The sequence below is a fragment of the Corallococcus caeni genome, from assembly GCF_036245865.1.
Lineage (GTDB): Bacteria > Myxococcota > Myxococcia > Myxococcales > Myxococcaceae > Corallococcus > Corallococcus caeni.
Genome location: NZ_BTTW01000004.1, coordinates 21,524 through 33,508, shown reverse-complemented (window position 1 = coordinate 33,508; position 11,985 = coordinate 21,524). Strand labels below are relative to the sequence as shown.

At 69.6% G+C, this 11,985-nt stretch carries 10 protein-coding genes and 1 tRNA gene; 3 read left to right on the top strand and 8 right to left on the bottom strand.

Features of this window, described 5'->3' with window-relative positions; genetic code table 11:
* Positions 1-33 precede the first annotated feature (33 nt).
* Both AABA78_RS18390 and AABA78_RS18385 read left to right on the top strand, forming a co-directional pair.
* A complete protein-coding gene (locus AABA78_RS18390) occupies positions 34-1,296 on the top strand; it encodes a hypothetical protein (RefSeq protein ID WP_338264333.1) in 1,263 nt (420 codons plus the stop codon).
* A gap of 12 nt (positions 1,297-1,308) precedes the next feature.
* Positions 1,309-1,923, top strand: a complete 615-nt coding sequence (locus tag AABA78_RS18385) for a polysaccharide biosynthesis/export family protein (RefSeq protein WP_338264332.1) — start codon at positions 1,309-1,311, stop codon at positions 1,921-1,923.
* Here the strand turns inward: AABA78_RS18385 and AABA78_RS18380 are convergent.
* The 6 genes from AABA78_RS18380 to AABA78_RS18355 form a co-directional block, all read right to left on the bottom strand.
* Complete coding sequence (locus tag AABA78_RS18380; protein WP_338264331.1) at positions 1,920-2,744, bottom strand: inositol monophosphatase family protein; 825 nt, start codon at positions 2,742-2,744, stop codon at positions 1,920-1,922. The genes AABA78_RS18385 and AABA78_RS18380 overlap by 4 nt on opposite strands.
* A gap of 24 nt (positions 2,745-2,768) precedes the next feature.
* Complete coding sequence (locus AABA78_RS18375; RefSeq protein ID WP_338264330.1) at positions 2,769-3,353, bottom strand: TlpA family protein disulfide reductase; 585 nt, start codon at positions 3,351-3,353, stop codon at positions 2,769-2,771.
* A 3-nt stretch (positions 3,354-3,356) separates the two neighbouring features.
* A complete protein-coding gene (gene mpl, locus AABA78_RS18370; protein ID WP_338264329.1) occupies positions 3,357-4,826 on the bottom strand; it encodes a UDP-N-acetylmuramate:L-alanyl-gamma-D-glutamyl-meso-diaminopimelate ligase in 1,470 nt (489 codons plus the stop codon).
* A 12-nt stretch (positions 4,827-4,838) separates the two neighbouring features.
* Complete coding sequence (locus AABA78_RS18365; RefSeq protein WP_338264328.1) at positions 4,839-6,002, bottom strand: serine hydrolase domain-containing protein; 1,164 nt, start codon at positions 6,000-6,002, stop codon at positions 4,839-4,841.
* Positions 5,999-6,913, bottom strand: a complete 915-nt coding sequence (locus tag AABA78_RS18360; protein ID WP_338265120.1) for a S66 peptidase family protein — start codon at positions 6,911-6,913, stop codon at positions 5,999-6,001. Before AABA78_RS18360 ends, AABA78_RS18365 begins: the two co-directional genes overlap by 4 nt.
* 171 nt (positions 6,914-7,084) lie before the next feature.
* Positions 7,085-8,278, bottom strand: a complete 1,194-nt coding sequence (locus tag AABA78_RS18355; protein WP_338264327.1) for an RsmB/NOP family class I SAM-dependent RNA methyltransferase — start codon at positions 8,276-8,278, stop codon at positions 7,085-7,087.
* A gap of 140 nt (positions 8,279-8,418) precedes the next feature.
* On the opposite strand from AABA78_RS18355, the gene AABA78_RS18350 reads away from it, so the two are divergent.
* Positions 8,419-8,491: transfer RNA gene (locus AABA78_RS18350), tRNA-Asn, on the top strand.
* Between the two features lie 758 nt (positions 8,492-9,249).
* On the opposite strand, the gene AABA78_RS18345 is transcribed toward AABA78_RS18350, so the two are convergent.
* Both AABA78_RS18345 and AABA78_RS18340 read right to left on the bottom strand, forming a co-directional pair.
* Complete coding sequence (locus AABA78_RS18345) at positions 9,250-10,527, bottom strand: hypothetical protein (RefSeq protein WP_338264326.1); 1,278 nt, start codon at positions 10,525-10,527, stop codon at positions 9,250-9,252.
* Positions 10,528-10,634: 107 nt separating this feature from the next.
* Positions 10,635-11,966, bottom strand: a complete 1,332-nt coding sequence (locus tag AABA78_RS18340; protein ID WP_338264325.1) for an IS701 family transposase — start codon at positions 11,964-11,966, stop codon at positions 10,635-10,637.
* Positions 11,967-11,985: the final 19 nt, after the last annotated feature.

Genomic DNA, 11,985 nt, shown 5'->3' with positions numbered 1-11,985 from the left:
CGCCGTCCCACCGCCTGGAGCGCCTCTGACACCATGAAGCAGCCTGCTGGGACATTCCGTCTGGCCCTCGGGGCCCTGGCGCTCGCGGCGTTGCTGCCGCTGACGGCGTCGGCGCAGGCCTTCACGGGGGGACGGCCTCCGGGCGGCAACGGCGTCAAGGTGGGCAACGGCCGGCTGCACCCGACGCTGGACCTGGAGACGCGGCTGGACAGCGGCGTGGGCTACTTCCGCGAGGCGGGCACGGGCCCCCTGTCGCCGGACCTGTCCGGAGAGCTGGCGCTGCACATCCGCCCCGGGCTGCTGCTGGACGTGCCGTCCCCGAAGCTGGCCATCGCGCTGCGCGGCAACCTGGACTACGTGGCCTACACGGGCCTGATTACCGCGGGCTCCGGCGCGGCGTCGCACCTGGAAGGCGCGGCGGACCTGGCGCTGCTCTTCAACCAGGAGAGCACACTGTCCGTGGAGGTCGGCGACGCGCTGACGCGCTCGGACCGCACGCGCACGGTGGCGCTGGGCGCGGGCGTGCTCAGCCTCTTCAACGAGGCGCGCGTCAAGGCGCAGTGGAAGCCCGGCGGCGGCGCGTTGGAAGTGACACCGTCCGCCGCGTACGCGATGGAGTTCTTCGAGCCCCTGGGCGGCATGGCCCCCGTGGGCTGCACCGACGCCGCGTGTGATCCGCTCGCCGCCAGCCAGTTCAACTACGGCAACCTGCGCGTGGGCGCGGAGGGCCGTTGGCGCTTCCTGCCCAAGACGGCGGTGGTGGTGGACACGGGCCTGGAGTACCGGGGCTACTTCAACGACACCACCACACCCAGCGCGACGCTGCTGCACGCCATGGCGGGCGTGTCCGGCCTGGTGTCGCCGCGCATCACCCTGACGGCGAAGGCGGGCTGGAGCCAGAACCTGGGCGCGGGCGGCGGCGGCACCGTGGTGGCGCAGGCGGAGGGCACGTACCTGTGGGGCCCGTCGCTCACCGTGAAGGGCGGCTACCTGCGCGCCTTCGAACCGGTGGCCGCCTACGGCACCTTCCGCGACGACCGCGTCTACGCCGAAGCGCGCTCCGTCATGGGCAGCCGGCTCGCGCTGCACGCGACGGGCGCGCTGGACTTCCTCTCCTTCACGGGCGGCCGGAGCGACACGCTGGTGACGCTGGACCTGGGGCCCGAGTATCAAATCCGCCCGTGGCTCGTGGGCGCGGTGGGCTACATGCTGGGCACCCGCTCCTCGTCGCTGGGCGCCGCCGGCCTCAACTACACCCGCCACGAAGGCTACGCGCGGGTGTCCGTCTCCTACTGAGGCTTGGGGCCCATGCGTTCCTCGCGGCTCACCGTCCTGCTTCCGTGCCTCCTCGCGCTCCTGTGCGCGTGCCACGCGGACACGCGTCCGCCGCCCCCTCCGCCCACGCCCGCCGCGTCCACGCAGGCCGCGGCGACGTCCGGCGGCAACCTGGGCCCGGGGGACGTGGTGGAGGTGCGCGTCTTCCAGGAGCCCGAGCACTCCGGCACCTGGCGCGTGTCGCCGGAAGGCACCATCGACTATCCGCTGTGCGGCAAGGTGGAGCTGTCCGGCCGCACCGCCAGCGCCGCGGCGGACACGCTGCGCGACTGCCTGGCGCGCTACCTGAGACACCCGCAGGTGTCCGTGCTGGTGCGGGAGTACAACTCACAGAAGATCTTCGTCTTCGGCGAGGTGCAGAAGCCCGGCACCTTCCCCGTCACCGGCGAGATGTCCATCATCCAGGCGATTACGCTGGCCGGTGGCTTCACCAAGCTCGCGGCGAAGAACAACACGCTCGTCACGCGCGTCATCGACGGGCAGGAGCGCAAGATTCGCGTGCCCGTGGAGGACATCGGCGTGGGCCGGGAGCGCAACTTCCTGCTCCAGGCCGGCGACATCGTCTTCGTGCCGGAGAGCTTCTTCTAGTCGCGCGGCGTCCAGCCGATTTCGTCCAGGAAGCGCTTCGCCTGGGCCATGAGCTGGGGCGCCAGGCGCGCGCCGCTCGCCAGCACGTCGCCCTTGAGCACGTCGAAGGGCCGCCCGTCGATGTGCACGATGACGCCCCCGGCCTCCGCCACCAGCAGGCCGCCCGCGGCGATGTCCCAGGGCTTGAGGCCGAACTCGAAGTAGCCGTCGAAGCGGCCGGCCGCGACGTACGCCAGGTCCAGCGCCGCGCTGCCGGTGCGGCGCATGCCCTGCGCCAGCAGGATGAGCTGGGAGAAGAGGCCCACGGGCAGGTCCGGGCGCTCGCGCACGTCGTAGGGGAAGCCCGTGCACAAGAGCGCCCGCTCCAGCGTGTCCGTGGGGCTGGCCTTCAGGGGCACGCCGTTGAGCGTGGCGCCCTGCCCCTTCGCGGCGGAGAAGAGCTCGTCGCGCATGGGGTCGTAGACGGCGCCCGCGACGGTGCCCTCCGGCCCCTCCACCGCCACGCTGACGCAGAAGTGCGGCACCTGGTGCGAGTAGTTGGTGGTGCCGTCCAGCGGATCCACCAGCCAGCGGAAGGTGTCGCTGCCCTGCGACGCGCCGCTCTCCTCCGCGAGGATGGCGTGGTGCGGGTGGCGCTGGCGCAGGAAGTCCAGCAGCGCGGCCTCGGAGGCGCGGTCCGCGTCGGTGACCAGGTCGATGCCGCCCTTGAACTCGATGGTGCGGTGCTGCGGGAAGCGCTCGCGGAGGATGCGGCCGGCCATGCGCGCGCCCTCCTCCGCGGTGCGGCGCAGCGCGGCGGGCGTGTCCAGGTCGTGGGCCATGAGTGCGTTTCCCTCGGGTGCGCGCTAGGAGGCGGGCTCGGCGAGCAGTTGCTCAATCTCCGTCTGGAATTGCTGGAGGAACTCCTCGGCGAAGCCCTCGTGCACGTGCCGGATGACGCCCTTGCGGTCAATCAGGAAGGTGGTGGGCATCAGCCGCACCTTCAGCAGGCGCTCGGAGACCAGCGCGTTGGCGTCCAGGAGGATGGGCACCTCCACCTTCGCCTCCTCCAGGAAGGTCGGAATGGCGCGCACGTCCTCGTCCACGTTGAGGGCGTAGGCCTTGAAGCCGCGCTTGCCGTATTCCTTCTGCAGCTGCGCGTACATGGGCAGCGCGTCCTTGCAGGGCTCGCACCACGTGGCCCAGACGTCCAGGAGGACGACCTGTCCCCGGTCGCTCTTCAAGTCATACGGGGTGTTGTCCGGGTAGTGCTTCACCTGGAAGGACAGCGGCTGGCCCGTGCCCCGGCCCGACGACTGCAGGGCGGAGCTGCTGGAGCGCGGAGCCTCACCGGTCCGGTCCGTGAGCGGCGGCAGCGACGAAGGCGACGACGAGGCACAGCCCAGGGCGAACGCCAGGGCTCCCAGCGAGAGCAGGAACGGACGGCGCATGGCTCAGGTCCCCTTCCCCGCCCGGGCCTTCAGGGCGGTGAGCAGCTTTTCGATGAAGCCGCCGAACGCGCCGTTGCTCATCACGAGCAGCACGTCGCCGGCCTTCGCCTCGGCAGCGACGCGGTCCACCAGCGTCTGCACGTCGGTGGCGCCGTCCGCGGCGATGCCCTGGCCCTTGAGCGCCTCGATGAGCTTGGGGACGTTGAGCTCCTCGCCCTCGGGCACCTTGTCGTGGCGCTCGGGCACCTTGAGGCTGGCGCGCGCGGCGCCGGGGAAGGCGTGCGCGTAGTCCTCCTGGTGGATGTTGCGGCGGCTGGTGTTGGAGCGCGGCTCGAAGATGGCCCACAGGCGCCGGTCCGGGTAGCGGTGGTGGATGGCGGCGATGGTCTCCCGCACGGCGGTGGGGTGGTGCGCGAAGTCGTCCACCACGAGCACGCCTTCAATCTCCGCGCGCACCTCCTGCCGGCGCTTCACGCCCTGGAAGGTGGACAGGCCCTGCTGGATTTCAGCGAAGGTGAGCCCCAGGCCGCGCGCGGCGGCGATGACCGCGAGCGCGTTCTCCACGTTGTGCGCGCCGGACATCGGCAGCGTCACGGTGCCCAGGTCCTGCCCCTTCTCCAGGACGTTGAAGCGGGCGCCCTCCGGGCCGAAGGAGAGGTTGCTCGGCGTGTAGTCCGCGTCCGCGCCCTCCCTGGCCACGTAGGTGATGACGGGCGCGGTGCCCTCGCGCGCGATGCGCACGGCGTTGGGGTACGCGGCGCAGACGACGAGCTGACCGTCCGTCGGCACCAGGCGCACGAACTTCTCGAACGTGGCCTCGTAGTGAGGCAGGTCGCGGAAGATGTCCGCGTGGTCGAACTCCACGCTGGTGACGATGGCGGTGCGCGGGCGGTAGTGGAGGAACTTGGAGCCCTTGTCCCAGTAGGCGGTGTCGTACTCGTCGCCTTCGACGACGAAGTGCGGGCCCTTCCCCACGCGGTAGTTGCCCGCGTAGTTCTGGGTGACGCCGCCCACGAGGAAGGACGGGTCCTTCCCCGCGGCCACCAGCACGTGGGCCATGAGCGAGGACGTCGTCGTCTTGCCGTGCGTGCCGGCCACGACGACGGAGTGCGAGTGGTCCAGGAAGAGCGAGCCCAGCGCCGCCGGGAAGGACATCTGCTTGAGGCCCCGCTCGCGCACGGCGGTGGCCTCCGGGTTCACCCGGCGGATGACGTTGCCGATGATGACCAGGTCCGGCTTCGCCGCGTCCAGGTTGGCGGGCGAGTACGGGCTGCTGGCGGGGATGCCCCACGTCCGGAGCATGTCGCTCATGGGCGGGTAGACGTTCTCGTCGCTGCCGGTGACGTCGTAGCCGGCGGCCTTGAGCATGCCGGCGAAGGACCCCATGCCGGTGCCGGCCACGCCCACCAGGTGGATGCGGCGCACGGACTTCGGGTCGAGGGTGTCGAGGACGTTGCCGTTGTCGTCAGCCATGCTGCGGTTTCCTCAGGGGAGGACGTGGAGGTCGAGCGCCTCCACGACGAGCTCGTGGAAGGCGGGGCGGAAGTCGCGGATGCGCAGGTCCTGACGGCCCTGGGCCACGCGGTTGGTGATGAGCGCGACGACGAGCGACCGCCTCAGGTCCACCCAGAGGCTGGTGCCGGTGAAGCCCAGGTGGCCCACCGCGCCCGGAGGCGTGTCGCCGATGAAGCGGCCCGCGCTGGAATGGCCCTTCGACGGCGAGTCGAAGCCCATGGAGCGGGTGCTGCCCGCCACCAGCGGATCCGTGGCGAGCGCGCGGTGCCACAAGGGCCCCGGAGCAATCGCGGCATGCGTGCCCGCGGCGCCCTCCAGCACGGCCTGGCCGAACCGCGCCACGTCCACGGCGGTGCCGAAGAGGCCCGCGTGTCCCGCGACGCCGTCCAGCACCCAGGCGTTGTCGTCGTCCACCTCTCCGGGGCGGGACGGCTGGGACGGCACGTCCTTCCACAGCGACTCCTGGCCGGGCGCGGGCTCGCGGGGGCGCATGGCGCCGGTGGGCGCGGTGGCGCCGTCCACGGGGAAGTCGGTGAGGCGGTGGAAGCGGGCCTTGAGGTCCAGCGGCTCCGCGACGTGGCGGTGGAAGAGCACGTCCAGCGGCGCGCCCCCGGCGCGGGCGAGGATGTCCCCCAGGAGGATGAAGCCCACGTCGCTGTACGCGGTCTTCGTGCGCACGGGCGCATCGAGCGGCGTGGCGGCGGCGGCGTGCAGCACCTCCGCGTGGACCTGGGCCCGGAGGGTCGCGGGGCAGGCCGCGTCGAGCAACTCCGGGTGGGCCTTGAGGGCGTCCGCGAAGAACGGGACGAAGGGAGGCAGGCCGGAGCGGTGGTAGAGCAGGTCCGCGACGGTGACGCCCGCGTCGCCCGCGGGCGAGCCGGGGAAGTAGCGGGACACGAGCGTGTCCGGGCCCACCTTGCCCTCGGTCCACAGGCGCAGGAAGAGCGCGGTGGTGGAGAGGACCTTGGTGAGGGACGCGAGGTCGAAGCGCGTGTCGCCCTTCACGTTGCCGGCGACGCCGCCGAAGACCTGCATGCCCTTGTGGAGCACCACGGCCTGGGCGGCGGGGAAGATGCCCAGCTCCACGCCGTCATCCAGCACGGCCTGGAGGTTGGCGATGGGGTGCTGGCTCATCCGGGGCTCACCGCGCCTTCGAGGAACGTGAGGCGCGCGGCGTCCGCGTCCAGGCGCACGTGGGTGCCCAGGGCCACGGGGTAGTTGATGGCGCCATGGCCAATGGGGAAGCCCGCGGCGCAGGGCAGCTTCGCGTCCCGGGCCAGCTCGCGGAGCACGTCCGCGCTGGAGTAGGTCGCGTCCTTCTCCTCGCAGGCGGTGAAGTCCCCCAGGACGATGCCGCGCACGCGGGAGAAGACCCCGGCGAGCCGCAGGTGGGTCCACATGCGGTCGATGCGGTAGGGGCGCTCGGTGACGTCCTCCAGGAGGAGCACGGCGCCGTCGAGCGGCGGCATGTACGGCGTGCCCAGGAGCCGCGAGAACACGGACAGGTTGCCGCCCACGAGGACGCCCTCGGCGGTGCCGGGCACGTAGGTGGCGTTGCCGGTGAGGGGCGGCGGGGCCTCCGCGGATTCGAGCAGACGGAAGAGGTAGTCGTGGACCTGGGTGGACTGGCGGCCCAGCTGCGTGAGAACGGGCGCGTGGAAGGACACGCGGCCCAGGGCCTGGAGCGCGCAGTGGATGGACGTCAGGTCGGAGAAGCCGGTGAAGGAGACGGGGTTGGCCTTGTCGAGCGGCAGCTCCGGCAGGAGGCGCGAGCTGCCATAGCCACCCCGAGCACAGAAGATGGCGCGGGTCGCGCGGTCGAGGAACGCGTGGGACAGCTCCTCCTGGCGGCGGGCGTCGTCCCCCGCGAGGTAGCGGTGCGAAGCGCCGATGTCGGGGCGGACCACCGGGCTGTAGCGTTCGGAGAGGATGCGCAGACCCGCCTCGAAGGGGGCCTGCTCGAAGGGGCCCGCGGGGGCGACGACCTGCACCGTGTCCCGGGGGCGGAGCGGAAGGGGCTTGAGCCAACGCACGCAGCGCTTCATAGCACCCGGTGCGGAGGGGACACGGTGATTCAGGGAGGCCATGCCCGGAAGCGTTGAGTACCGCAGGACGGAGGAACGAGGCCCCGTGGAGCGCTCGTCCGCCTGCCCGTCGCCGGAGGGGAGCCGCCCAACGGGTCCGACAGTCGGACCAGTTCGGGACTGGCCCCCGCCCTACCCCTCCGCGCTTCGTTCGAGCACCGCCGCGAAGAACCCATCCGTGCCGTGCCGGTGGGGCGTGACGAAGAGGAACCCGTCCTGGAGGCACGCGTCCGGAAGCCACCCGGCGCCCGGAGTGATGACCCGGAAGTCCGGGCGAGAGCGGAGGAAGTCCGCGACCACGTCCTGGTTCTCCGCGCGGTTGACGGTGCACGTCGCGTAGACGACCCGGCCGCCCGGGCGCACCACGTCCCCGGCCCGGGCCAGGATGTCCCGCTGGACGGCGGCGTGCTGGGAGAGCGACTCCGGGGCAAGCCGGAAGCGGAGGTCCGGGCCCCGGCGGAGGGAGCCCAGCTCGGAACAGGGAACGTCCGCGAGGACGCGGTCGGCGTTCAGCCCCGCCGAGGGAGGCGTCCTGAGGACCTGGACGCGGGTGAGCCCGGCGCGGGAGGCGCGTTGTTGGAGCCGGTCCAACCGCTCCGCATCCGGGTCGTAGGCGAGCAGCCGGCCGGAGTCCTTCATGGCGGCCCCCAGCTGGAGCGTCTTGCCCCCTGCCCCGGCGCAAAGGTCCAGCACGGCCTCCCCGGGCCGGGCCTCCACGAGGAGGCCCAGGAGTTGACTGCCCTCGTCCTGGACCTCGAACAGGCCCTCGCGAAGGGACGGCAGGGCGTAGAGGTTCGGCCGGGGTCCGTCGACGTGAAGGGCCAGCGGGCTCCAGGAACCGGGGCGGGTCGCGACGCCCTCGGAGGCCAGGCGTGCGGCCAGGGCCTCACGGGAGATGCGGGCCGGATTCACGCGGAGCGTGATGGGGCCCGGCACGTTGAGGTGGGCGCAGAAGTCCGTCGCCTCCGTCCCCAGCTCCCGGGAGAAGTGGTCCGCGAGCCAGTCCGGCAGCGAAGCCCGGAGCGCCAGCGTTGGGGGCGCCTCCGTGCGCAGCGGCACCGGAGCCGGGAGCCCCGCCCACGCCGCGGCCTCCGGGGCGGGAACGCCCACCAGGCCATGCAGGAGCGCGAAGAGGAGCTGGGACGGCGGCGCGTCCGGCGAGTCTAGGAGGAACCCCAGGCGGCGGCGCCAGAGCCCCACGTTGAAGACGGCCTCCTTCAGCGCCTGGCGCCCGTCGCGGGACAGGTCGCGGTGGGCCCGCAGGGTCCGGTCGAGGACGCGCTCGGCGGGGTCCCCCGAGAGGACGCGGGCAAGCGCGTCGGACACGACAGGGCCCAGGCCCTCCAGTGCGGACCAGGGCTGCGAAGTAAGCCGGGAGATCGGATCGAACAGGACAGTTGACAGGGCAGGCTCGGTTCTCTAGAAAGCGCCTCGTCACGGCAACGCACCGCCGCGACGGGACATATTCCCCGATAGCTCAGCTGGTAGAGCGGGTGACTGTTAATCACCATGTCCGTGGTTCGAGTCCACGTCGGGGAGCTGAACGAAGGGCCCTACCAACCGGTAGGGCCCTTTTGTTTTAAACGGGCCTCGCGATGAGTATCGCGGGGCCTTCGTGCTTAAGCCGCTGAATCCCAAGGGATTTTGGTTCGCGTTGGCGAAGAGGGTGCTCTCGACCCTCTACCCCGCAGGGCGAGATCCTCCCTCTCCTCCGCCACCGATTGGGCTCTCTGGACCGCTCTTTCACCCGTTTTGGGGAGAGAGAGGCCGAGAGTGGTTAACAGTTTTGTTAACCACCAAGGGCAGCCGATTCTGACAATCCAGGGCTTTCGATGTCGTACCTTCCAGGGTTACGCCATTTCCCTCTTTCAGAATGACGAATCGGGCTACTTGTTAACCGAGAGAGCGAAACCCGGCTGGCAGTTACCAGGTACTCACGATTTCGTCGCGCGGCGCAGACTCTCCGAGACGGCTCTCAGACTGTCTTGGCCGCGCTTTTCGACAGGCGCACAGCCCTCTGTCCCCGCCTCTCCGCTCTTCTCCACGCGGGGCGCATGCCCCCGAAAGAGGCTTCTAGGCTGGGAAGACAACCCGAGGATGCGCCCGCGTTCGCCCCTTCCTGTGCTGAACCTTCCAGTGGCCCGCGCAGAAGTGCACGGGCCGAGGCAGCCCACAAGGAGCGCCGCAAAAGGCGCCTACGTTTGGCGCGTGGCGTGGCGACAGGCCGTTCCGGATGGCGGGGGGCCTCGCAGTCCGAACGCGCCCCTGGGCGCCGTCCCGCGAAGCCACACCGGAACTCACGTAGCGGTCCCCGCCTGTGGGATGAACCCTCGGCGCCCCTGGTCGTTCCCAGTGAAGAGCACGAGGTTCACGCCGCCGATGGTTCCATCGTTCGGCAACTGCTTGCTGTTTTCGATGATGATGACCTGTGCGTCGACGAAGGACGACTTCACACTCTCCCAGAAGTGTTTTTTGACGTCTTGTGGGAACGAGGCTTCGTCTGCATCCGGCTCTTCATAGACGAGCAATGGTGAATCGATGAGTACGAAGTTGGGGAACGGACGCTCGTCCTTCACGCAGAGGCGCAAGAGCGCGAGGTTGAATGCTGCTCTGATGATCGCACGAACGCCCTTACCGTGACTCTTCCGTGCGCGACTGGAGATGACGACGTCTTGGTCGTTCTCGCTGAATGAGACCCGCTCAGAGGCCGGGAAGTGCCAGGCCCGGAGAAGTGTCTCGACCTCTCTACTGAAAGGATCGGCCTGCGCAGTGCTCACCGCAGAACTCGGCCCTTCGGCCCGTTCCTTCTTCTTCGGTGTGTTCGCCTCCTCAAGGAGCGCTGCCAACTCCTGGGTACTCTCGAGCAGTTCGAGTGCCTTGCGAGAGGTGCCCTCACGCGCTCGCAGTTCATCGACCTTCTTTGTCGCGACGTCGACGTGCTGTTCCAGGAGAGCTTTTAACTCCGCTGCAATCGCGTCGAACTCCTGTTGCCGTGCCGCACGCACGCTTCGGAGCTGCTCTGCCTCGACTGCGGTCGCCGTGCGAGTCACCTGCAGGTCCTGAAGAAGCTTGAAAGTCTTGGCAGACTCCGCCTTGCACGCCTGGAACACGCCTGAAGGAGCGAGCCGCACTTCTCGGTGGGCGTTCTCGTGGTGCTCCGCCAGGGCACCGCACATTGGACAGCGCTCTTCCTTGAGCTGGTCGAGGCGCACGCCCGCCTCGGCAATCGCTTCCAAACGTCGAAGGTCGGAAGAGTACTGCTCCTGCAGGAGGTCAAACCGCGTCTGCAACTCAGCCATGACCGCAAGCTTCGAGTCGACGACACGCAGTGCAGTCCACGCTTCACGCCGCTTCGCCTCCAGCGGTGCTGCACTTGCCTGTGCGGCGGTTCGTTCTGAGATGGCCGTTTGCAGCGCAGCCTCAATGCGCGCGAGGCGGTCGCGCTCGTCGGTGAGGCCTCCAACGTCGCCCAGGTCAGCTAGCCGCTCGCTAGCACTCTTCAGCAGGCTATTGAGGAGCTCGGCTCTCCCCTCTTGGCGCCCCTTTGCAACCTTCGGGTCATCGTTCGCGATCACCGATGAATCGTCGGTTCCCGTCAGGAGGAGCCGGAAGACACCACTCTCGGCGGTCTTGGATGCGAACTGTCCGCTTAGTACGACTTGGTCACATCCGTGAGGGCAGCTCAGGCGGAGCTCTGGGTCTGATGGCCCTGTTGCAGAGCGGGCAGGTGCCAATCTGCTGGAGCAGGAGGGGCTGAAGCGCGCGACGCACCATCGGCAGCGTCCAGTGCACTCGGCTCCGGGGGGAAAAGCGCCCGACGGAGCGCGAGGAATCCATGGGCGACGGCGCAGAGGGTGGCGTGGTGGTGGAAGCCACGCCACGTGCGCCCTTCGAAGTGGTCAAGGCCGACTTCGCTCTTCATCTCCTGGTAGTCCCGCTCGACGCGCCAGCGCAGCTTGGTGAGGCGCACCAACTGCTTGAGGGAGGTGGCCGCCGGCAGCGTGGAGAGATGGAACTTGGTGGGGCCCTCCTCGTTCCTGGGCCATTCGCAGAGCAACCACTGCTCGTCGCCCGGGGCCAGCCCCACCGAGTGCCCATGGCCAATGCGGATGCGCAGCGCTGCGAAGCGAGAGCGCCCCTTGGAACCTTCACCCCAGCTCACCGACTTCCATGCGGTGGGTGGCAGGGCAGCGGCAAGCTTCTGGGCGGCAACGGGCTTCGCTTCACCATAATGGTAGCGCGTGCGAGCCGGCCCACTCATGCCCGTGGGCTTCGGGGGAATGGGTGGGGGCGCGAATCCGGGAGGCCAGACCACCGAGTCGCCCCGAATCCCGACGATGTACGGCAGTCCCCGGCGCGTGAGCTCCTCGCGGAACTCGATGTCATTTCCGTACCCGCAGTCTGCGAGGAATAGCCGCTGCTTCACTCCCCAGTCCAACGCACGCTCAATCAGCTCCAAGGCGATGTCTCGCTTCGTCTTGAACGTCACGTCCTCCGGCACGCCCGCTTTCCGCAGGCGCTGGGAGTCGGACGTCCATTCCGCCGGCAGATACAGCCGCATTCCAATGCAGCCGCTGCCCTTCTCGCCCGCCAGATGAAGGCTGACCGCCACCTGGCAGTTGTCAGTCCGGCCCAGAGTGCCCGAGTACTGCCGGGCCACGCCCACCGAATGCTTGCCCTTCTTGGGGAAGCCCGTGTCATCCAGGACCAACGTCTCGATGTCCGGCAGGTCCGCCTCCAGCTTCAGTGCCAATCGGCGCATGACCGCCTCGTCCGCCCAGCCACTGCCGCTGACGCACTGCTGGAGGCGCTGGCGCATGGCCTCCCTCTCGCCAGCCTCCTCCACCAGCCTCCCCGCTATCGGGTCGATACTCTTGCGCTCACCCTCGAGCAGCAGGCCCTTGATGTACCAGTCCATCGCCCGTCGCCGCTCTACACGGCCCAGGCCCGAGAACATCGACTCAAGGAAGCTCTCCAGCTCCCCCTCCAACCGCTTCAGCTGCGTTGGCGTCATGCCTGGGGAACAGTCCGCC